We start from the raw sequence: 21,323 nt of genomic DNA, 5'->3' as shown, positions 1-21,323 counted from the left end.
CCTCATTGGTTTTTTCTGATCTGACGGGGATGCACCTGGCGTGCCGCCAGCAGTGCCTCCACGACGGGTACGGGCGGCTTGCCGGAAACGATGCGCGCCTTGTCGCGCAGGCTCAGGCGGCCGGCATAGAAGCGGGCGATCAGCGGCGCCGGCAAGCGGTAAAAGCGCTGCATCACGCGCCAGCGCTCGTCCGGGCGGCCGGCCAGGAACAGCATGCGGTTGAGCAGGCGGAAGAAGCGCTGGCCGCGCCACGCGTCTTGCGCCTCGAGGCGCGTGGCGGCAAACAGCGCAGGCGCGGACAGGTCCGGCTCCGCCGCAATCCGGTCCGCCAGGCGCACCGCATGGGGCAGCGAATAGCCGGTGGTCGGATGAAAAAGGCTGGCGCGCAGCCCGCTGCAGGGCTGGTCGCCCAGCTCGGCCCAGAAGCGTTCGAAGTCGCCGGCCAGCACGATGGGCAACGAGCCGTGTTCTTCGCGCAGCACCGCGTCGATGCGCCAGCCGCGCGCTGCCGCGTAGGCTGCGATATTGGCGCGCAACCGCTCGGGCTCCCAGGCTGCGCTGTCGACATAATGGGTATCCTCGATCAGCACGCGGTCCGGGCCGAACGGCAGCAGGTAGACGAAGCGGTAGCCGCCCTGCTGGGCGACGCCGGCATCCATGATGACGGGAGCGCTGAGGCCATGTGGCGCCGCCAGCCGCACTTCCTGGCCGAGAAAGGTCTGGTAGCCCAGCGCGAGATGAGCGCTGGCACGCGCGCCGCGCCCGTCGATGACGGCATGGGCGCTCAGTACCGTGCCGTCTTCCAGCGTGACGGAATTCGGCGTGACGATCCTGGTCCGCACGCCGGTGCGCAATGCCGTGCCCAGCGCAGCGCCGACGACATCGGCAAACCGATCGGAAGCGATGCACGCGTAACCGCTTTCCAGCGTGCGCGTGACCTCGGGGAAGCGTACGTCATACCTCGGCCAGTGCGCCGAGATCAACGGCGCCAGCCACGCGCGCTGCGCCGCATCGACATCGCTGTCGTGGAACGACCACGTGTGGTTGCCGCCCAGCCGGTCGCCCCCTCCAGCACCAGCAGGCGCAGACCGGGCCGCAGCGTGCGCAGCCGCCACGCGATCAGGCCATTGGCCAGGCCGCCGCCGGCCAGCATCACATCGTAGGCCGGGGTCATGCCATCGCCCTCGCGCCGCTGCGCACCTTCACCGCCGCTTCCACGATATCGGCTGCGCGGGGCGCGCCGCCGGCGTTGATCACGTCGTCGGCCAGCGCCGCCAGCCGTGGCGCAAACGCCGCACCGTCCAGCAGTTGCCGCAGGTGCGATGCCAGCTTGCCGGCGCCGGCAAAGCGCGCGGACGCGCGCAGGCCGACACCTGCATGCACGATGCGCGCGGCCGCGCCGGGCTGGTCGAACGCGATCGGCAGCGCCAGCATCGGCGTGCGCGCGGCGATGGCGTCAAGCACTGTGTTCAGTCCCGCATGCGTGACGACGGCGTCCGCCCGCGCCAGCGCGGCCTGTTGCGGCGCGAACGCGCAGATCCACGTGGCGCCGGCGCGCCGGACGTCATCGGCCTGCCGTGGCGTGAGGCCGCCGCAGTGCGCCACCAGCAGCTGCACATCGAGCTGCCGGCAGGCGCTTGCGATGCGCCTGAACAGCCCGAAACGCCCGCCCTGCATGGTCCCCAGCGAGGCGAAGACGAACGGCCGGCCCGGATCGACCAGCGGCAGGGCTGTCTGCGCGTGGATGGTGGCGTGGCGCAGCGGGCCCACGTGGTGGAAATGGCGCGGCAAACGGCGGCGCGGGAAGTCGAACGATACTGTCGTCTGGCTGATCTGTGCCAGCGGCGACAGGCATTCGTGCAGCATGCCGCGCACGGGAATGCCGAGCCGCCGGCTCTCGCTCTCGATGACGCGACGGTGCGGCGCCATGCACCAGTCGTACACGCGCGTGCTGCCTTCGGCCATCTTCAGCGCCCGCTCGTCGTCGCCCCATGGGAACGGCATCACGGGCAGCGGCAGCCCGGGCTCGCGGTTGACGGGCAAGGCGCACGCCACCGACACGAACGGCAGGCCGGCCGCTTCGGCCGCCAGGGCGCCCGCCGCCTCCATCTGGTCGGCGATGACCGCATCGACATGCAGGCTTGCCAGCGCGGCCGGCAGTTCGCGGCACAGCATGGCCGTGCTGTCGGCCATGTCGATAATCACGCGGCGCAGCCCCAGCGGGCCGCCGGGATTGGCCGCGCGCCGTAATGCTGCCTGTAACGAACCGGGAGGATGACTGGCCGCGCCCACGGCATGAAAGCCGATGCGGGAATCGGTCACGAACGCCGCTGCGTCGGGGCGGTGCACGAACGTGACGCGGTGGCCCCGTTCGATCAATGCCAGCGCCAGCGCCGCCAGCGCGTTGAAATGGCTGTGGAAGGCGGGCGCGACGACGGCGAAATGCGCACCGGTGTGCGTCATGTGCTGCTTTCAGCCACGGGCGTCCAGGCAGGCGGCGGCGCTCTCCGCGCCGGGTCGGGCGACGATGGGCTCTGGCACGAGGCGGATGTGGCCCCGGGCTTGCTGGAACAGGCTGCCGACGAAGCGGCGGGTGTCCTGATGCGGCCCGAGCGCATCGTCCAGGTGCTTCTCGGCGTCGCGCAGGTACTTCGCCAGGCGCCGCTGCGCCTCGTCGTGGCCCAGCGTGTTGATGAAGGTGGCCTTGCCCACGTCCTTGCCCGTGTCCTTGCCGGTGATGGCGCTGTCGCTGCTGTCGGCAAAGTCGTCGCGGATCTGGAACGCCTGACCGGCCGCCAGCGCAAAGGCGTGCAGCGATTGCGTGACGCCCTCGTCGGCCTGCGCCACAATGGCCGCCATCTCGACGGCGACACCCAGCAGCACACCCGTTTTCAGCTCATTGGTGGTGGCGATTTCCTCGGCCGAGCGCTGGCCGCCGTGCAGGTCCAGAAACTGGCCGCGCACGAGGCCCTGCGTGCCGATCGTCTGCGACAGCGTGCAGACGAGCCGCGTGCGGATCGCCGGCGGAATGTCCGCAGCGGAGGACAGCACGCAGAACGCTCGGCTGAGCAGGCCGATGGCGGCCAGGATGGCGACATCCTCGCCGAACTGCACGTGCACGGCCGGCTTGCCGCGGCGCAGCCGGGCGTCGTCCATGCACGGCATATCGTCCAGCACGAGCGACGCGGCATGCACCATCTCGACGGCACAGGCGACGTCGATCAGTCCGGGCGACGTGCAGCCCAGGTCGCGCGCAACCAGCATCAGCAGCAGGGGGCGCATGCGCTTGCCGCTGCCCAGCGCGCCGGCGCGCATGGCGCCAGCCAGCAGGTCGGCACTGTCGCCGCCCTCCGTCAGCAGCGCTTCGATGCGCTCGTCGATCTCCTGCCGGAGAGCGTGAAGCTGGGCCGCAGGATCGTTGCCCCGGTCCACGTCGAACCCGCTGAACCGCCGCGTCTCTGTCACCATGCCAATCCTTCTGCCGAGTTCGTGTAAGTGTGATAACCCTTCGTTCGATGATACCGGAACGTTTTTGATAATTGGTTATGCATTCAACGGTGCGGACCTCAAATGCCGCCTGTCCGGTCGATAGCATCCTGCCGGCCGGGGCAAAGCCGGGTCAGCAGTTCGGTTCCGAACAGAAACAACCAATATCGATACAAAATCCTGGCAGAAGTGCTGATATTTTCCGAAAAATGGCCTGCATCCCGTCGCTAACATGCGCACTCCTGTTCACAACCAAAGGGGATGTCGATGAAATCACTCACCATTGCCGCGCTCGCGGCCCTCGGCCTGACGGCTTGCGCTTCACGTCCGGAAAGCATCGCGGCGTCGTTCGTGTCGCATGAAAAATACAGCGGCAACGACTGCGCGCAACTGTCCACCTACCTGGCCGACGCCCGCTCGCAACTGCAGAAGGTCTCGGCGATGCAGGATTCGAAAGCGAATATGGACGCGGCAACGGTGTTTTTCGTGCTGGTTCCGGCAAGCAAGCTGAGCGGGGACCACGCGGGGGATGTGGCGAAGCTGAAGGGGGAAGTCGAGGCCATCGAGACGGCTCAGGTGAAGCGGGGGTGCAAGGTGGCGCGGGTGACGTGACGCCGGTCCTGCCCTGCGGCCACCGCAGGGCCCATGCTATACTGGCCCGATCATGTGCCCCGCCCCGCATTCGTGCGTCTTATGAGACGATTTCTCGTCATCTTCCTGATCCTGTTGTTTCCCCTGAACGTGCTTGCGCTGTCCACGTCTGTTGCGTCGATGCATGGGAATGCGGCCGGGCAATCGATCCTGGCGGACACATTCGAATGCAAGGATGTCTGCGATCTGGACCCCGATGAACCGCCCACGGCCGGCGACATGAATGGCATTGTCGACCGCCCCGCGGACCCATGCCTGGCTGGCTCGACCGGTCGCGCCGCCGTGCCGCACGACGCGCTGCGGCACCTTCATTCCACGTCCCCTCCTGTTCCACCGCCGCGCCGCGGCTGACGCCAACTGCTGGCGCCGACACCCCGCCTGACGGGGTACGGCGTGTTTCGGCCATGCCCGCTGCCGGGTACGGCCGACGATCGTCAACATTTTTGAGGTGATGGAATGGAATGGCTGTCTGACCCGACCATCTGGGTCGGTTTGTTCACGTTGATACTGCTGGAAATCGTCCTTGGTATCGATAATCTGATTTTTATCGCGATCCTGGCAGAAAAGCTGCCCCCGCACCAACGCGACAAGGCGCGCCTGCTGGGCCTGTCACTGGCGATGGGTATGCGGCTGGGACTGCTGACGATCGTGTCCTGGCTCGTCACGCTGACGACGCCCCTGTTTGCCGTAGGACCGCTGAGTTTTTCCGGACGGGACCTGATCCTTTTACTCGGCGGCGTGTTTTTGCTGTTCAAGGCTACCGTCGAGTTGCATGAGCGGCTGGAAGGGGTGACGCACTCGTCCGCCAACGGAAAAGGCTATGCCAGCTTTGCCGCCGTCGTGGCGCAGATCGTCGTGCTCGACGCCGTCTTTTCGCTGGACGCCGTGATCACGGCAGTAGGGATGGTCGACCAGCTGGGCGTGATGATGGCCGCTGTCGTGATCTCGATCGGCGTGATGATCCTGGCGTCGAAGGCGCTGACCCGCTTCGTGAACGCGCACCCGACCGTCGTCGTGCTGTGCCTGAGCTTCCTGCTGATGATCGGCCTGAGCCTGATCGCCGAAGGCCTGGGCTTCCATATCCCGAAAGGCTACCTGTACGCCGCCATCGGCTTCTCGATCGTGATCGAAGCGTTCAACCAGTTCGCCCGCCGCAACCTGCTGAAAAACGAGGCCCGGGTGCCGTTTCGGGAACGCACGGCCAACTCGGTGCTGCGCCTGCTGGGCAACCGGCGGCGCCGTGCCGCAGCGGACGCTGAGACGGACGAGGCGCAGCCCGTCGAGGAAGTCTTTGCCGTCGAAGAGCGCAATATGGTCAGCGGTGTGCTGACACTGGCCGACCGGTCGATCCGCTCGATCATGACGCCGCGCTCGGAGATGTCGTGGGTGAATCTGGAACAGGACTGCGCCACCGTCCTGCGCCAGCTCCAGGAGACGCCACACAGCCTGGTGCCTGTCTGCCGCGGCGACATCGACAACGTACTTGGCATCGCCCGCACGAAGGACCTGATCAGCGAGCTGATCCTGCGGCAGCGGATTGACGTCTCGCCCGAGAGACCGCTCAGGGCACCCATCGTGCTGCCGGAAACATCCGGCGTGTTGAAGGCGATGGAAACGCTCAAGCGCGCGCATGGCCAGCTGGTGCTCGTATCGGACGAATACGGCACCGTGCAGGGACTGCTGACACCGATCGACATCCTGGAAGCCATCGCCGGCGAATTCCCCGATGAGGACGAACAGCCGACCGTGCGTCCGCAAGGGCCGGGCATGTGGGAAGTCGATGGCTCGGCCGACCTGCATTTGCTGCAGCAAATGCTGGAGACCGATGCGCTGGTGGTGGAAGGGAGCGATTACACGTCGCTGGCCGGATTCCTGCTGGCCCGATTCGAGACCTTCCCGGCCCCAGGCGCGGTCATCGAGCTCGATGGATTACGCTTTGAAATCCTGGCGATGGAAGACCGGCGGATCGCGCGGGTACGGGTCAGCCGCCTAAGCACAGTGGCGGAAGAAGAAACTTCCTGACGTCTGAAAGCAAAAAAGCCCAGCCATGAAGGCTGGGCTTTTGCACATTCTGGTGCCGGCTGCCGGTTTCGAACTGGCCACCTGATGATTACAAATCAACTGCTCTACCAAATGAGCTAAGCCGGCGTAACTGGTCGGGTGCCCTGCCGTGTTGCCGCAGGTCCCTTACGGTCGAGAATTATACGCTATTTGATACGTGTCAGGGTGGGTCGTCCGCCCTTTTTCGGGGCGTCGCCGCCGTCGTCCGGGCCGTTGTCATCGCCGTTGCGCGATGCCGGGGTTGGCGCCGGGGCCAGCGCCGGGGCTGCCGATGGTGGCGGGACCGAAGACAGGATCGGTGCTGCCGTTTCTTCCACGGCGGTCGGGCCGGACGGTGCCGGGCTTGACGCGCCCAGAACAGGCTCGAAGGCCATGCCCTGGCCATTTTCGTTGGCGTAGATGGCCATCACGTTATTCACCGGGACGTAGATTTCGCGCGAGACGCCGCCAAAGCGGGCGTGGAAGCGGATGCTGTCGTTGTCCATCTTCAGGCCGGACGTGGCGCCGTAGCTGATATTGAGGACAATCTCGCCCTTCTTGACGTATTCCATCGGCACGGTCGTGGCCGAATCGACTTTCACGGCCAGGTAAGGCGTGTAGCCGCTGTCGGTGCACCATTCGTAGATGGCACGCAGCATGTAGGGCTTGGTGGAGATTTCGGACATAGGGGACTATTGGAGACGGTAACGATGCGGGGCCGCGGACGGCCCCGGTGTTGCAAAAGCTTACGCGAAAGCGCCGATTACCGGCGCATCACTTTCTCGGACGGGGTCAGCGCTTCGATGTACGCAGGACGCGAGAAGATGCGCTCCGCATATTTCATCAGTGGCGCGGCCGTCTTCGACAGTTCGATGCCGTAGTGGTCCAGGCGCCACAGCAGCGGCGCCACGGCCACGTCCAGCATCGAGAACTCGTCGCCCAGCATGTACTTGTTCTTCAGGAAGAGCGGTGCCAGCGTGGTCAGGCGGTCGCGGATTTCGGCGCGCGCCTTGTCGTGGCTCTTGTCGTTCGTCTTGTTGCGTTCGCTTTCCAGCGTGTGCACGTGAACGAACAGCTCTTTCTCGAAGTTGAACAGCATCAGGCGGGCGCGGGCGCGCATCAGCGGATCGGCCGGCATCAGCTGGGGATGCGGGAAGCGCTCGTCGATGTATTCGTTGATGATGTTCGATTCGTACAGGATCAGTTCACGTTCGACGAGGATCGGGACCTGGCCGTACGGGTTCATCGTCGAAATGTCTTCCGGCTTGTTGAACAGGTCGACGTCGCGCACTTCGAAATCCATGCCTTTTTCGAACAGAACCAGACGGCAGCGCTGGGAAAATGGGCAGGTGGTGCCCGAATAGAGAACCATCATTTTGGTAGTTCCTTAGAAACAAAGGGGGCGAGACCGCGAACGGTTCACCCCAGTTGGGCTGCCCGCATGACAGGGCAGCGCAAAAATCCGTGCCGGCGGTCCTCGCGGTTCGCCGGCACAACGCTAATTATTTGACTTCTTTCCAGTACGAGGCGTTCAATCGCCAGGCCAGGAAGGCGAAGCCGGTCATGAACAGCAGGACCCAGACGCCCAGACGTTTGCGCGTCTGCTGGGCCGGTTCCGCCATCCACTCCATGTAGCCGACCAGGTCCGCCACCGCGGTGTCGAACTCCAGCTTGCTCATGGTGCCAGGAGTGACCTGCTCGAAGCCGGCAAACTTGTGAATCTTCTTGCTGGCATCGTGCGGGTCTTGCTCTTCTACCATCTTTGCACTTTGTATCCCTTGCATCTGCCACAGCACATGTGGCATGGCCACGTTCGGCACCACCAGGTTGTTGAACCCGGTCGGCCGCGTGTCGTCCTTGTAGAAGGTGCGCAGGTACGTGTACAGATAGTCGCCGCCCGATCCGGCCGGGCTCGCTTTTGCGCGAGCGATCACGGACAGATCCGGCGGAATCACGCCAAACCAGGCCTTGGCATCCTTGGCCGCCATGGCGGTGGTCATCATCTCGCCCACTTTTTCGCCTGTGAAGAGCAGATTGTTCTTGATCTGATCTTCCGTCAGGCCGAGGTCGCGCAGGCGGTTATAACGCATCGAAGACGCATTATGACAGTTCAGGCAGTAATTTACGAACAACTTGGCGCCATTTTGCAAGGCGGCCATGTCGTGCGAACGGTCCGGCGCCCGATCCAGGGGGTGCCCGCCCTCGCTCGCGAAGGCCAGCGCGGGTACCAGCGCCAGCAGTGCAAGAATTTTCTTATGGAAATTCATTCTGTGGTTCCTTTGCGGTTCGATGGGCTCAGTGGGCATGGAAAGTGACGCGGTCCGGCACTTTCTTGAACGTGCCCATCGCACTCCACCACGGCATCAGGAGGAAGAAGGCAAAGTAATACAGCGTGAACACCTGCGAGACGATCGTGCCGATCACGCTGGGCGGCTGCGTACCCAGGTAGCCCAGGGCCAGGAAAGCGATCGCCAGCAGCACGTACAGATACTTGTGCCACTGTGGACGGTAACGGATCGATTTCACCGGCGAATGGTCCAGCCATGGCAGGAATGCCAGGATGACAACGGAGCCACCGAAGAACACGACGCCCCAGAACTTCGCATCCAGCACCTGCGGCAGCATGCCGACGATGGCGACCAGCGCGACGACAGCGATCACGGCCTTGGTGCGGAACGCCAGCCGCGACTTGAGCCACAGGAACACGACATATGCGGCCACGGCCGCCATCAGCACCCACATGAAGTCGGCGGTGGTGGCGCGCAGCACGGAGTAGAACGGCGTGAAGTACCACGTTGGCGCGATGTGCAGTGGCGTCTTGAGCGAATCGGCCGGCAGGAAGTTGTTATATTCGAGGAAATAGCCGCCCATTTCCGGCGCGAAGAACACCACGGCCGAGAAGATCAGCAGGAAGACCGACACGCCGAACAGGTCGTGCACCGTGTAGTACGGGTGCGACGGGATCGAATCGACGGGGTGGCCGTCCGGCCCCAGGTTTTCCTTCACTTCGATGCCGTCCGGATTGGACGAGCCCACCTCGTGCAGCGCGATCAGGTGGGCGGCGACGAGGCCCAGCAGCACCAGCGGGATGGCGATGACGTGGAAGGCGAAGAAACGGTTCAGCGTGGCGTCGGACACGACGTAATCGCCACGGATCCACAGCGACAGGTCCGGCCCGATCAGCGGAATGGCGCCGAACAGGTTGACGATCACTTGCGCGCCCCAGTACGACATCTGGCCCCATGGCAGCAGGTAGCCGAAGAATGCCTCGGCCATCAGGCACAGGAAGATGGCGAAGCCGAACAGCCAGATCAGCTCACGCGGCTTGCGGTACGAACCGTACAGCAGTGCCCGCGTCATGTGCAGGTAGATGACAATGAAGAAGGCAGAAGCGCCGGTCGAGTGCATGTAGCGCACCAGCCAGCCCCACGGCACCTCGCGCATGATGTACTCGACCGAGCCGAAGGCCAGGCTGGCGTCCGGCTTGTAGTGCATCGTCAGGAAGATGCCGGTGACGATCTGCAGCACCAGCACGAACATCGCCAGCGAGCCGAAGATGTACCAGTAATTGAAGTTTTTCGGGGCATAGTAACGGCCCCACTGATCGTTCCACAGCTTCGTCAGCGGAAAGCGATCGTCGACCCAGCCCAGCGCTTTCTGCGCCGCCGGTGCGTCGGCCGGGAATTTCGTCTCCTTGAATGCCCCCATGTTATGCCTCGCCTTTCTCGTCTTTGCCGATCAGGATCTTGGTATCGCCCAGGTACATGTGGCGTGGCACCACGAGGTTGTCCGGGGCAGGCTTGTTCTTGAAGACGCGGCCGGCGATGTCGAACGTGGAACCGTGACATGGGCACAGGAAGCCGCCGGCCCAGTCGTCCGGCAGCGATGCCTGCGGGCCGGGGACGAATTTGGTGGAGGGGGAGCAGCCGAGGTGGGTGCAGATGCCCACGGCGACGAGGATTTCAGGCTTGATGGAGCGGTGTTCGTTGATGCAATACTCTGGAGTGAACTCGTCCGGATTGCGCTCGGACTTCGGATCGGCGACCTGGTTGTCCAGTTTCGGCAGCGACGCCAGCATTTCCGGCGTGCGTTTCAGGATCCAGACGGGCTTGCCGCGCCACTCGACGGTGCGCATTTCCCCGGGCTGCAAGGTGGAGATGTCGACTTCGACCGGGGCCCCGGCGGCCTTGGCCCGTTCCGATGGCTGGAAAGTGCTGACCAGTGTACCTGCTGTGCCCAGCCCCACGACGCCGCCTGCCGCACACGTTGCGACCAACAAGCCTCGCCGGCTGGGATCGACCTGCTTCTCGATGCTCATACAAACCCCAATCTTTATAAAAATTCGAATCTTTGATAAGCGACCACAGACCATCTTGCAACATTAAATTATAAGTGAACAGTATGACTTATTAAAGCGAAACGTTGCACAGTACGTAAGTGTTCGCCATGGTGCAGTGCACCGTAGAAAGCCTTATACAGGAAGGGAAACTGTCGCCGCACTAGGCCAGAGTGACCAGGCAACAGCGAACGGTCGCGCCCGCGGGCGCCAGCCCGTCGTACAGATTGGCCGTGTCCCACCACGGCTGCCCGGCACCGTGGTGGGACACGGGCCGAACTGTGGTCGGGGACCTCGACCTTTGGCGCAACATTGAAAAAACAGTATGATTTGCCCGTATCACTACCGGAGAACACGAATGGCCATGCTGAAAGAATTCAAATCGTTTGCGATGAAAGGAAACGTCATCGATCTGGCAGTCGGTGTCATCATCGGCGCCGCGTTCAGCAAGATCGTCGATTCGCTCGTGCAGGACATCATCATGCCGCCCATCGGAAAAATTATCGGCGGGCTCGATTTTGCCAACTATTACCTGCCGCTGAACCACCAGGATCCCAACCTGAGCCTGGCCGAAGCCAAGAAACTGGGCGCCGTGCTGGCGTACGGGAACTTCCTGACCATCCTGCTAAACTTTGTGATCCTGGCATTCATCATTTTCCAGATGGTGCGGCTCATCAGTAAGGCGCGACGCACAGGCGAAGCGGAGGTCGCGCCACCCGCACCGCCGCCGGAGGACATCGTGCTGCTGCGCGAGATCCGTGACGCCCTGAAAAAATAATGCCATCCCACTGCTGAACCAACCCATGCGACGACTCTGGTTATTGTTTGCGCAAACGGTGACCGTTGTCCTGGCACTGTATTTCGTTTATTCGGCGGTCCAGCCTGGCTGGCATGGCCGTCCTGGCACGTTGCAGCAGCTGGGCACGCCCTCGCAGCCGGCCATCGCGACGGTGGCCGCGCCTGCGCCTACACCAGGCTCATTCCGCTCGGCAGCGGGCCGCGCCATGCCCGCGGTCGTCAACATCCTCACCTCGAAGGCCGTGCCGCGCAAGCACCCGCTGCTGCGCGACCCATACTTCAAGCGGTTCTTCGGCGACCGCGAAGGCGAGGAAGAGGACGATGACGAGAACAGCCTGGGTTCGGGCGTCATCGTCAGCTCCGACGGCTATATTCTCACCAACTACCACGTCATCGAAGCGGCGGACGAAATCGAAGTCGTGCTGGCCGACGGCCGCAAGGCTGCAGCCAAGCTGGTCGGCAGCGACCCGGAGACGGACCTGGCCGTCGTCAAGATCAACCTGGACCGGCTGCCCGCCATCGTGCTCGGCCATGCCGACCAGGCCAAGGTGGGCGACGTCGTGCTGGCCATCGGCAACCCGTTCGGCGTGGGCCAGACGGTCACGATGGGGATCATCTCCGCGCTGGGCCGCAACAACCTGCACATCAACCATTTCGAGAACTTCATCCAGACGGATGCGGCCATCAACTTCGGCAACTCCGGCGGCGCGCTGATCGACACCAACGGCAACCTGCTGGGCATCAATTCGGCCATCTATTCGCAGACGGGCGGCTCGGTCGGCATCGGTTTTGCCATTCCTGTCTCGACGGCGAAAACGGTGATGGAATCGATCATCAAGAGCGGCCACGTGGTGCGCGGCTGGATCGGCGTCGAGTCGCAGGAGATCACGCCCGAGCTGGCGCAAAGTTTCGGCCTGCAGCGCGACAGCGGCGCCATCATTGCCGGCGTCGTGCGCAATGGCCCGGCCGACAAGGCCGGCATGAAGCCGGGCGACATTCTCGTCTCCGTCGAGGGCAAGCCTGTGCGCGACACTACCGAGATGCTGAACCTGATCGCCCAGCTGGAGCCGGGCGGCAAGGCAACGATGCGCGTGCTGCGCAAGAACCGCGAATCCGACCTGGCCATTACCGTGGGCAAGCGCCCCGTCCCTAAAAAGTAAAGTAAGAGCACCCCATGCATTTGCGCGACCTGAACGGCTACCTGCAGGAGCTGGCCGAGAACAACAACCGTCCCTGGTTCATCATGAACAAGCCCCGCTACGACATCCTGCGCGAGGAGTTCCTCCTGCTGGTAACGCAGGTGATCGGGGAACTGGGCAAATTCGACCCGGCGGTCAAGTTCTGCAATCCGAAGAAGGCACTGTTCCGCATCAACCGCGACGTGCGCTTCGCCCACGACAAGCGACCCTACAAGACGACCTTCTCGGCGGCGGTGGCGCCCAACGACATGCGCCGCCCCAGCATGGCCGGCGGCCCCACCTACTACTTCCAGCTCAACGGCCAGGGCCAGCTGCAGTTCGGTGCCGGCGAATACATGCCGCCGCCGCACCGCCTGCGCGCGCTGCGCCGGCATATGGTGGAAGACGCGGCGGGCTTTCGCAAGGCGCTGAACCACAAGGGCCTGAAGGCGCGCTACGGCACCATCCAGAACGAAGGCAAGCTGCAGCGCCCGCCCAAGGGCTTCGATCCGGAGCACGAGCACATCGAGTTCATCAAGCTGAAGAGCTTCTTTGTGTGGACCGACGTCGACCTGGACCTGAACGATCCCGACGCGCTGCTGCCGCTCTTGGCCGCCGGCTTCAAGGATGCCTGGCCGCTGGTCCAGTGGATGCGCGCGGCCAAGGTGGAAGAAGAGCAGGACGCGGCTTGAGCAAAAACCGGTGACAAAAACCGGTGACAGGCGCCGGATTAAAAAACCGGTGACAGGCTCCGATTACAACCACGCCGGCTCCGGATAGATAATCGGAGCCTGTCACCGGTTTTCGAGAAATGTTTCGATGAACTCGACGCACACGCGCAGCTTGGCCGACGCCGACAGCCGCGTCGGATAGACCGCCCACACGTGTGCCGGCTGCTCGTAGTCCGGCAACACCCGCACCAGGTCGCCGCGCGCCAGTGCCGGCCCCACGTCCCACTGCGAGCGCAGGATGATGCCGTGGCCGTCCAGCGCCCACCCGTGCACCACTTCCCCATTGCTGGCCGACAGCGGCCCGCCCACCTTGACGCTTTCCTCGCCCCGCGGACCCTGCAGCACCCAGCGGCCGAAGTCGCCGTGGCGCTCGCGGATGACGATGCAGCGGTGCCCCGTCAGGTCCGCCAAAGCGGCAGGCGTCCCGGCCCGCGCCAGGTAAGCCGGCGCGGCGCACAGCACCCGGGCATTGGCCGCAATGCGGCGCGAGATCAGGTGCGGCTCATGGGCCTCGCCGACGCGGATGTCGAGGTGAAAATCCTCGGCAATCAGGTCGATGGCGCGGTCCAGCAGCTCCAGCTGGATTTCCAGCGCGGGGTAGCGCAAGGCCAGCGCGGACAGCGCCGGTGCCACGCGGTTGCGGCCGAACCCGGAGCTCGTGCAGATGCGCAGCAGGCCGGCGGGCGCCAGCGTTTCCATCGACACGGCTTGCATTCCCAGCGCCCGGGCCGTGGCGGTAAAACCGCGGTGCCGCACGACGGCGCAGAACAGGTGCAAGTCTTCCAGCGAGGGGGGATTCTTCACGATCTGTGGATAGTCGAGTGACGGTTGAGCCGATTATAGCCGCGCCGTTCGGCGTTATGCTGTCGCTTCAACCACAGGAGCCCCCCATGAAAACCCAACGCATCGCCGTCATCCCGGGCGACGGCATCGGCAAGGAAGTCATGCCCGAGGGCCTGCGCGCCGTGCAGGCCGCCGCCCGCCGCTTCCAGCTGCCACTCGAATTCACGTCCTTCGACTGGGCCAGCTGCGATTATTACCTGGAGCACGGCAGAATGATGCCGGACGACTGGTTCACGCAACTGAGGGGGTTTGACGCGATCTACTTCGGCGCCGTCGGCATGCCGGACCTGGTGCCGGACCATATCTCGCTGTGGGGCTCCCTGCTGCAGTTCCGCCGCCAGTTCGACCAGTACGTCAACCTGCGCCCCGTGCGGCTGATGCCCGGCGTGCCCTGCCCGCTGGCCAACAAGCAGCCGGGCGACATCGATTTCTATGTGGTGCGCGAGAATACGGAAGGCGAATACTCGTCCGTCGGCGGCCGCCTGTTCGAGGGCACGGAGCGCGAGACGGTGCTGCAGGAATCGGTGTTCACCCGCCACGGCACCGACCGCATCCTGCGCTACGCCTTCAACCTGGCGCAGTCGCGTCCGAAAAAACACCTGACCTCGGCCACGAAATCGAACGGCATCTCGATCAGCATGCCGTACTGGGACGAGCGCGTGGCTGCGCTGGCGCCGGCGTACCCCGACGTACGCTGGGACAAGTACCACATCGATATCCTGTGCGCCCGCTTCGTGCTGAGCCCCGAGCGCTTCGATGTGGTGGTCGCGTCGAACCTGTTCGGCGACATCCTGTCCGACCTCGGCCCTGCCTGCACGGGCACCATTGGCATCGCCCCTTCCGGCAACCTGAACCCCGAACGGATCTTTCCTTCCTTGTTCGAACCCGTGCATGGCTCGGCGCCCGACATCTACGGCAGGAACATCGCCAACCCCGTCGCGATGGTGTGGAGCGGCGCGATGATGCTGGACTTCCTCGGCAATGGCGACGCCACGTACCGCCAGGCGCACGACGCCATCATGGCCGCCGTGGAGCGCGTGCTGGTCGAGGGTCCGCGCACGCCGGACATGGGCGGCACGGCCGACACCACGCAGGTCGGCCAGGCCATTGCGGCGCTGATTTAAGCATCCCGGTGCGCCAAAACGGCAGTTCGTCGCAACCCGGTGGTGAACGGCGGAGTGGCTCTCTATAGTTCAATCAACGCAGCACACATTATCCGATGCGCTGCAGACCGAACTAACCCGAAACACCACCCGGACACGCCAAGGATCCCGTCATGAACATCGCCAAAAACATGGAAGCCATCTTCGTCGCCACCCTCGTCGTCATCGGCGCCACCAGCCTGGCGACGGCCTCCGTGCCGAAGCTGCAGCGTGCCGCAGCGCCGGCGCCGGTTGTCACGGTAACGGTGCAGAACGACGCGGCCATGCCGGTCGTCGTCGTCAGCGCCAAACGCCTGACGGCCGCCGAGAAAGCCGCGCTGTAATCGCATCGCCCACGTTCGGACGGCGAGCCCGATGCACAAGAAAACGTTGGCCAGCCTGCGCCTGACATGCCTTGGCTCGGTCACCGTCTACGGCAGGCGCGTCCACCGCAACGCCAGCGCGCGTGGCCTGGGCCCCGTGAAGTGGCAGTAGGATGACCGATCAGCGCCAGGGCGCCCGCGTGGTCGCAGGCGCCGCCGGCAACGTCGCACGCCGATCCCAACCCAGCACGATGCGCAGGTCCGCACGTGCATCGGCGGCAGCGCGCGGCGCGGGCAGTCCGAGTCGCTGCGACAGCAGCCGCGCCACCTCCTCTCCCTGCGCGCCGTATTCGAGGCGCGTGACGGGCACGGCAAACGGCCGGGTATTGGTCAGCCGCACCGACTTCCAGCCGATGTCCGTGACCTTGCGGTCGCGCGCCCATGCGGCGGCCATGCCGCGCACGCCATTGCCATTGCTGATTTCGAGACGCAGTCCGCCCTGCGCCGGCGCATCGACCGGCGCTGCCGGCGCCGACACCGGCAGCGCTGCCGATACCAGCTTCGGCCCCGGCACTGACACCGCTGCCGCCACCTGCGGCGCAACCCGATGCACCTCCACTAGCGCGGCCCCCACGGCGCGCACTTCCGTTCGGGCCAGATCGCCTGGCCACAGGCTGGGATCCTGCACCCGCTCCACAGGAACGGCGGCCGGCGCCGTGCCGCCCGCTACGGCGTAATCGCCGCGCAGGTCGTGCGTGCGCAGCATGCGTGCCTGTCGCATCATCTGCAATGCCAGGTCCGTCTGCCCCAGGCTCTGCAGCACAGCGCCCAGATGCTCCCATGCGACAGGCTGCAACGGGTCGCGCACACAGGCCCACATCAGGACCGTCACGGCTTCTTCGCGTTCGCCCTGCAGGTACAGCGCATAGCCCAGGTTCCCCAGCAGGAAGCCCTGCTCGGCCGAAGGGAGGCCGGCCGACTGCGTCAAGAGCTTGCGCCACAACGCGATCGCGCCGGCGTAATCACCGCCTTCCGCCAGCAGCACAGCCAGGCCGTTGCGCGCGCCCCGGTGCGCCGGGTCGAGACGCAGCGCCGCCTCGTAGGCGCGCCGGGCCAGCGGCGGGTGGGCTGCCGCGTGCTCGCTGCGACCCAGCGTGTAATAGCCGTCGGCTGTCCCGAACGGTGCTGCCGGTGCGACGGCTTGCGCCGGCAGGTCCGGGCGCGGCGCAGTGCAGCCGAGCAGCAGCGAACCCAGACAGGCGGCGCGGACCGCGGCTCGTATGGTCCTGTTTCCGATCATCGCAAGCTCCTCGTTTTATCGTTGGCCACTCATCATCGGCAGCACATCATGCGACAGGTGGATCGCCGCAGGCCCCATCAGCACCACCAGCAGCGTGGGGAAGATGCAGAAGATCAGCGGGAACATCAGCTTCAGCGCCACCTTCGCCGCAGCCTCCTCGGCCAGCAGGCTGCGTTTCTGGCGCAGGTTTTCCGAATGGACCCGCAGCGAGTCGCCCATGCCGGTGCCGAAGCGCTCCGACTGGATCAGCATTGCCACCAGCGTGTCGACATCTTCCACCCCGTGCGCAGCGCGAAGTTGCGCAGCGCCTTTTCCTTGCTGAAGCCGGCGCGCATTTCCATCAGCACCAGTTGCAGTTCCTGCGCCAGCACGACGCTCTTGACGTGCACCTCGGCCGCCACCTTCGTCAGGCCACGCTCCATCGACAATCCCGCCTCCACGCATACCGTCAGCAGGTCCAGTGCATCGGGAATGTTCTCGAAGATTTCGCGGCGGCGGCGGCTGGCCGTGCGCGACAGCACGATATTGGGCAGGTAGTAGCCGGCCGCGGCGCCGCCGAACAGCACCGCGAGGAAGCCGTCGCGCAGCACGCCGCCCTGAGCCGTCGCCATCAGGATCGCCAGCAGTGCGGGAATGCCCAGCGACAGCACCGTCTTGGTGGCGAAATACAGCGTGGGCGCGGAATGATGGCGCCAGCCGGCGTTGATGAATTTCGTGCGCAACGGCGAGCGCTCCCACCCTTCCTCCGGCAGCGAGAGCCTGGTGAGCGGCTGGGCCGCACGTGCTACGCGCTCGATCCACTGGCCGCCCTCGCCCGTTTCGGCCTGGGCCGGCGTGGTACGGAATGCGCGCAGGCGGTCGCGCAGCGCGGCCGGCGCGAAGATGGCCACGCCTGCCAGCACGATCCCGGCGACGACGACAAAGACGACCAGCAGGAACAGCAGTTGTTGAGTAGTCATGGACTCGTCCTATATGCGGATCCTGATCAGCACGCGCATCCACGCCACGCCGAGCAGCATCATGCCGGCGGCCATCCATAACAGGCGCACCCCGGACGGATGCGTCCACAGCACGCTGATGTAGCCGTAATTGGTCAGGCACGAAATCGCCATCATCCCCAGCGGCAGCAGCCCGAGGATCCAGGCCGACATGCGCCCTTCCGCCGACAGCACGTTCACCTGCCCCAGCAGCTTCAGGCGCGAGCGCGTCAGCCGGCCGATATTGCCCAGCAGCTCGGCAAGATTGCCGCCCGACTCGCGCTGAATGAGCACCGCCAGCACGAGGTAGCGCAGGTCCGTCAGCGGAATGCGCGTCGCCATGTTGTGCAGCGCCTCGTTCATCGGCACGCCGTAGTTGACCTCTTCGTACGTCGCCTTGAACTCGCCGCCGATGGGCTCCGGCATCTCGTCGCCGACCATCTTGAGGACATTGGCGAACGAATGACCGGCACGCAGCGCCCGCGCCAGGAAGTCGGCAGCTTCGGGCAGCTGCAGCTCGATATGCTTGAGGCGGGCCGCCCGGGCGCGCAGCAGCACGGCATAGGGCGCCGCGGCCGCCAGCGCCAGCGCGACACCTGCGGGCAGCAGCGGCACGGACAGGAACTGCAGCGTGAGCAGGGTCGCCAGCGGCGGCGCCAGTGCGCCGCCGAGGAACGGCGCCACCTGCCAGCCCAGGCCCGATTGCAGCAGCAGGCGATCGAGCGGCGCCAGTTGCGGCACGCGGGTCAGCCAGCGTTCCAGCAGCGGCGACGTGGCGTAGCGGCGCTGTTTCAGGATGCTGATACGTTCAAGCCCTTCGCCCCGGCCGGCCATCATGTCCAGCCGCTTCGCAATCCGGCGGGCGCTCTTGCCGTGGCTGGTCGTCCACCACAGCCACGTGCCCTCCACCATGAAGATCACGGCGGCGAACAGCAGCACGGCAAATGCGGAGAAGACCATGTCCATGCCATTCTCCTATTCGAATACGCGGTCGGGATCGAATACGCTGTCCGGTACCGGCGCGCCGAACAGCCTGAGGCGGTCGGCAAAGCGCGGCCGCACGCCGGTGGCGAAGAAGTGGCCCTGCACCTTGCCGTTGACATCGACGCCGGTCTGCTCGAAGCGGAAAATCTCCTGCATCGCAATGACGTCGCCCTCCATCCCCGTCACTTCCTGCAGGCTGACCAGCTTGCGGGTACCGTCCGTCAGCCGCGTCACCTGCATCACGACCGTCACTGCGGAGCTGATCTGCTGGCGCGTGGCGCGCGGCGTCAGGTTGACACCGGCCATGCCGACCATGTTCTCCAGCCGGGCCAGTGCGTCGCGCGCCGTGTTCGAGTGGATCGTCGCCAGGGATCCCTCGTGGCCCGTGTTCATCGCCTGCAGCATGTCGAGCGCTTCGGGTCCGCGTACCTCGCCCAGGATGATGCGGTCGGGCCGCATCCGCAGCGCGTTGCGCACCAGCGCGCGCTGGTTGACCTCCCCCTTGCCTTCGATATTGGGCGGACGCGTTTCCAGGCGCACCACGTGCGGCTGGCGCATCTGCAGTTCCGCCGCGTCCTCGATCGTGACGATCCGCTCGCTGGGCGGGATAAAGCCGGACAGCACGTTGAGCAGCGTCGTCTTGCCGCTGCCGGTGCCGCCGGAGACGAGGATATTGATCTTGGCATGGCCCAGTGCCTGCAGCACCTGCTGCATCGGCGGCGTCAGGCTTTTGTTTTCGATCAGGTTCGTCATCGTCAGCGGGTTGGAGGCGAAGCGGCGAATCGACAGGATCGGCCCGTCCACCGCCAGCGGCGGAATGATGGCATTGACGCGCGAACCGTCCGGCAGGCGCGCGTCGACCATCGGGCTCGACTCGTCGACGCGCCGGCCCACCCGCGAGACGATCTTCTCGATGATCTTCATCAGGTGGGCGTTGTCGTTGAACGTGATATCGGTCAGCTCGAGCCGGCCGGCCCGTTCCACATACACCTTGTGGCAGGTGTTGACGAGGATGTCGGACACGCTGGCATCGGCCAGCAGCGGCTCGAGCGGACCGAAACCCAGCATCTCGTGCTGGATATCGAGCACCAGGTGATGGCGCTCGTTCTGGTTCAGAACGATGCGCTCGTCCTCGATGATGCGCTGCACCAGCAGCGCCAGCTCGTGCTTGAACTGTTCCGGCGTCAGGCGCTTGAGCCGCTCCAGGTCGATGCGGTCCAGGATCAGCTGGTGCATCGTGCGCTTCAGCTCCTGATAGGCTGCGTGCGACTGCGCCGGCAGCGTGATGCTGCCGTTGCGGGGTTCTTCGGCCAGTGCCAGGCGTTCGCGTAGGCTCATGAATGCTCCCTGCCTACTGCTCGGCGGCGCTGCGGCCGAACAGGCGGTCGAACAGGCTCTTGGCCTCGGACACGCGGCGCTCCGTCACCAGTTCCACCAGGTCCGCCAGGCTGCGCGCGACGGGGCTGCTGCGCGAGAGCTGCAGCACGGGAATGCCCTGGTTGACGGAGTCGGTGGCCGACACGTAGTCGTTCGGTACCGTGTGCACCACGTCCGCGCCCAGCGCATGCTCCAGGTCCGCCAGCCGCAGCTTGCCGCCCTTCTGGTAGCGGTTGACGATCAGGCGGATGCGGTCGACCGCGTAGCCCAGCGAGCGGAAGATGTCGATCAGGCGGCGCCCGTCGCGGATGTCGGGCAGCGCCAGCTGCAGCACCGGATAGATCGTGTCGGCGCTGTCCAGCGCGCGCAGCGACAGCGCATCGATCTGGCGCCCCACGTCGAGCACGATGTAGTCATAGTGCTGGCGCGCCACGCGCAGGATGACGTCCATGTGCTCGGGCTTCATGTCCACGGCCTGCGACGGATCGTCGGCGGCGGCCAGCACGCCGAATCCGGGCGCCACGTGGACCAGGCACGACTCCAGGAACGCGCCATCCATGCGCGTGATCTGGCCGCAGATGTCCGACAGCGTCATCGTCGGCTTCTGGTCCGACACGTACAGGGTGGCGTCGCCGAACTGGCCGTGCAGGTCGATCAGCAGCACCTTCTTTTCGGCCAGCGCGGCCAGCGCATAGCCGAAATTCGTGGCCAGGAACGTCGCCCCGCTGCCGCCCTTGCAGGCGATGAATGCCAGTACCTTGCCGTCGCGCATGCGCGTGACGCCGGACTCGATCTCGATCCGGTCCATCGCCTCGTGGAAGGCGCGGTGCACGAGCGGCAGTTGCAGCACCTCGCGCATGCCCGCACGCATCGCGCGGATCAGCAGTTCCTGCTGCGCTTCGCGGGTCAGCAGGATAAACGACGCATTCGGATACTGGCGCGCCAGCCGGTCCACCAGCTCCCATTCGGCCGCTTCGTCGCTGGCGTCGAGGATCACCAGTTCGGGGGCGTCGGGAACGGGACGCTCGACGGCGTCGCGCAGGCCCTGGCGCGACGCCACCAGCTGCACGGCCGGCAGCCGCGCCGAGCCTTGCGCGGCGACTTCGGCATGCAGCAGGCTGTCCTTGCTGATCATCAGTGCTTTCATGGCTTTTCCT

Annotated in this window: 22 protein-coding genes, 1 tRNA gene and 1 pseudogene; 8 read left to right on the top strand and 16 right to left on the bottom strand. The window is 65.2% G+C overall.

Going from position 1 to position 21,323, the window contains the following annotated elements; translation table 11 throughout:
• Positions 1–2: 2 nt before the first annotated feature.
• The 4 genes from crtY to E1742_RS17795 are packed head-to-tail and all read right to left on the bottom strand — an operon-like array spanning position 3 to position 3,468.
• Entirely contained in the window at positions 3–1,055 is a 1,053-nt protein-coding gene (gene crtY / locus E1742_RS17805; protein ID WP_229466851.1) for a lycopene beta-cyclase CrtY, read from the bottom strand.
• Positions 980–1,174: a hypothetical protein gene (locus E1742_RS26875; RefSeq protein ID WP_229466897.1), complete on the bottom strand. Its 195-nt coding sequence runs from the start codon at positions 1,172–1,174 to the stop codon at positions 980–982. The genes crtY and E1742_RS26875 overlap by 76 nt, the downstream gene beginning before the upstream one ends.
• Positions 1,171–2,463 carry a glycosyltransferase gene (locus E1742_RS17800; protein WP_134386301.1) on the bottom strand — a complete coding sequence of 431 codons (1,293 nt, stop codon included), beginning with the start codon at positions 2,461–2,463 and terminating at the stop codon, positions 1,171–1,173. Before E1742_RS17800 ends, E1742_RS26875 begins: the two co-directional genes overlap by 4 nt.
• Before the next feature lie 9 nt (positions 2,464–2,472).
• Positions 2,473–3,468, bottom strand: coding sequence for a polyprenyl synthetase family protein (locus E1742_RS17795; protein WP_134386300.1), 996 nt, complete (start codon positions 3,466–3,468; stop codon positions 2,473–2,475).
• Positions 3,469–3,753: 285 nt separating this feature from the next.
• Here E1742_RS17795 and E1742_RS17790 point away from each other — a divergent pair, with 285 nt between their 5' ends.
• The 3 genes from E1742_RS17790 (at position 3,754) to E1742_RS17780 (ending at position 6,159) form a co-directional block, all read left to right on the top strand.
• Positions 3,754–4,098: a hypothetical protein gene (locus tag E1742_RS17790; RefSeq protein ID WP_134386299.1), complete on the top strand. Its 345-nt coding sequence runs from the start codon at positions 3,754–3,756 to the stop codon at positions 4,096–4,098.
• 81 nt (positions 4,099–4,179) lie between these two features.
• On the top strand, positions 4,180–4,488 hold the full coding sequence (locus E1742_RS17785; RefSeq protein ID WP_134386298.1) for a hypothetical protein: 309 nt from the start codon (positions 4,180–4,182) through the stop codon (positions 4,486–4,488).
• Between the two features lie 105 nt (positions 4,489–4,593).
• Positions 4,594–6,159, top strand: coding sequence for a TerC family protein (locus E1742_RS17780; RefSeq protein WP_134386297.1), 1,566 nt, complete (start codon positions 4,594–4,596; stop codon positions 6,157–6,159).
• Positions 6,160–6,209: 50 nt separating this feature from the next.
• Here the strand turns inward: E1742_RS17780 and E1742_RS17775 are convergent.
• The 6 genes from E1742_RS17775 to petA all read right to left on the bottom strand — a co-directional run bounded on the left by E1742_RS17775 (position 6,210) and on the right by petA (position 10,495).
• Positions 6,210–6,285 (bottom strand) — tRNA-Thr (locus tag E1742_RS17775).
• A 59-nt stretch (positions 6,286–6,344) separates the two neighbouring features.
• The gene (locus tag E1742_RS17770; RefSeq protein ID WP_134386296.1) at positions 6,345–6,863 is read right to left on the bottom strand and encodes a ClpXP protease specificity-enhancing factor; all 519 of its coding nucleotides are present in this window, start codon (positions 6,861–6,863) and stop codon (positions 6,345–6,347) included.
• A gap of 77 nt (positions 6,864–6,940) precedes the next feature.
• Complete coding sequence (locus E1742_RS17765; RefSeq protein ID WP_090436157.1) at positions 6,941–7,552, bottom strand: glutathione S-transferase N-terminal domain-containing protein; 612 nt, start codon at positions 7,550–7,552, stop codon at positions 6,941–6,943.
• Positions 7,553–7,679: 127 nt separating this feature from the next.
• On the bottom strand, positions 7,680–8,444 hold the full coding sequence (locus E1742_RS17760; RefSeq protein WP_134386295.1) for a cytochrome c1: 765 nt from the start codon (positions 8,442–8,444) through the stop codon (positions 7,680–7,682).
• A 28-nt stretch (positions 8,445–8,472) separates the two neighbouring features.
• Positions 8,473–9,885 carry a cytochrome b gene (locus E1742_RS17755; protein WP_134386294.1) on the bottom strand — a complete coding sequence of 471 codons (1,413 nt, stop codon included), beginning with the start codon at positions 9,883–9,885 and terminating at the stop codon, positions 8,473–8,475.
• Position 9,886: 1 nt separating this feature from the next.
• Positions 9,887–10,495: a ubiquinol-cytochrome c reductase iron-sulfur subunit gene (gene petA, locus E1742_RS17750; protein WP_134386293.1), complete on the bottom strand. Its 609-nt coding sequence runs from the start codon at positions 10,493–10,495 to the stop codon at positions 9,887–9,889.
• Positions 10,496–10,871: 376 nt separating this feature from the next.
• Between petA and mscL the strand changes: the two genes are divergently transcribed.
• Genes mscL through E1742_RS17735 form a run of 3 tightly spaced genes read left to right on the top strand, consistent with a single transcriptional unit; the run spans position 10,872 to position 13,181 of the window.
• A complete protein-coding gene (mscL, locus tag E1742_RS17745) occupies positions 10,872–11,291 on the top strand; it encodes a large conductance mechanosensitive channel protein MscL (protein ID WP_134386292.1) in 420 nt (139 codons plus the stop codon).
• Positions 11,292–11,316: 25 nt separating this feature from the next.
• Positions 11,317–12,471 carry a Do family serine endopeptidase gene (locus E1742_RS17740; protein WP_134386291.1) on the top strand — a complete coding sequence of 385 codons (1,155 nt, stop codon included), beginning with the start codon at positions 11,317–11,319 and terminating at the stop codon, positions 12,469–12,471.
• Positions 12,472–12,485: 14 nt separating this feature from the next.
• Positions 12,486–13,181 (top strand): DUF2461 domain-containing protein, encoded by a 696-nt coding sequence (locus E1742_RS17735; protein ID WP_134386290.1) that lies wholly within the window; start codon positions 12,486–12,488, stop codon positions 13,179–13,181.
• A 102-nt stretch (positions 13,182–13,283) separates the two neighbouring features.
• Here the strand turns inward: E1742_RS17735 and E1742_RS17730 are convergent, their stop codons facing one another.
• Positions 13,284–14,024 carry a LysR family transcriptional regulator gene (locus E1742_RS17730; protein ID WP_134386289.1) on the bottom strand — a complete coding sequence of 247 codons (741 nt, stop codon included), beginning with the start codon at positions 14,022–14,024 and terminating at the stop codon, positions 13,284–13,286.
• 86 nt (positions 14,025–14,110) lie between these two features.
• Here E1742_RS17730 and E1742_RS17725 point away from each other — a divergent pair, with 86 nt between their 5' ends.
• Both E1742_RS17725 and E1742_RS17720 read left to right on the top strand, forming a co-directional pair.
• Positions 14,111–15,187, top strand: coding sequence for a tartrate dehydrogenase (locus E1742_RS17725; protein WP_134386288.1), 1,077 nt, complete (start codon positions 14,111–14,113; stop codon positions 15,185–15,187).
• A gap of 152 nt (positions 15,188–15,339) precedes the next feature.
• On the top strand, positions 15,340–15,549 hold the full coding sequence (locus E1742_RS17720; RefSeq protein ID WP_134386287.1) for a hypothetical protein: 210 nt from the start codon (positions 15,340–15,342) through the stop codon (positions 15,547–15,549).
• Positions 15,550–15,709: 160 nt separating this feature from the next.
• On the opposite strand, the gene E1742_RS17715 is transcribed toward E1742_RS17720, so the two are convergent.
• From E1742_RS17715 to E1742_RS17695, 5 genes and pseudogenes are all read right to left on the bottom strand, one after another.
• A complete protein-coding gene (locus tag E1742_RS17715; RefSeq protein ID WP_134386286.1) occupies positions 15,710–16,828 on the bottom strand; it encodes a LytR C-terminal domain-containing protein in 1,119 nt (372 codons plus the stop codon).
• A 15-nt stretch (positions 16,829–16,843) separates the two neighbouring features.
• Positions 16,844–17,787 (bottom strand): annotated as a pseudogene (locus E1742_RS17710) (type II secretion system F family protein).
• 9 nt (positions 17,788–17,796) lie between these two features.
• Positions 17,797–18,771: a type II secretion system F family protein gene (locus E1742_RS17705; RefSeq protein WP_134386285.1), complete on the bottom strand. Its 975-nt coding sequence runs from the start codon at positions 18,769–18,771 to the stop codon at positions 17,797–17,799.
• A 9-nt stretch (positions 18,772–18,780) separates the two neighbouring features.
• Positions 18,781–20,127: a TadA family conjugal transfer-associated ATPase gene (locus tag E1742_RS17700; RefSeq protein ID WP_134386284.1), complete on the bottom strand. Its 1,347-nt coding sequence runs from the start codon at positions 20,125–20,127 to the stop codon at positions 18,781–18,783.
• Between the two features lie 13 nt (positions 20,128–20,140).
• The gene (locus E1742_RS17695) at positions 20,141–21,313 is read right to left on the bottom strand and encodes a CpaE/TadZ family protein (protein ID WP_134386283.1); all 1,173 of its coding nucleotides are present in this window, start codon (positions 21,311–21,313) and stop codon (positions 20,141–20,143) included.
• Between the last annotated feature and the right edge of the window lie 10 nt (positions 21,314–21,323).

Source organism: Pseudoduganella plicata (genome assembly GCF_004421005.1).
GTDB classification, from domain to species: Bacteria; Pseudomonadota; Gammaproteobacteria; order Burkholderiales; family Burkholderiaceae_D; genus Rugamonas; species Rugamonas plicata.
Note: the sequence above shows the minus strand (reverse complement) of the source record. Positions and strands in the feature narration are given on the sequence as shown.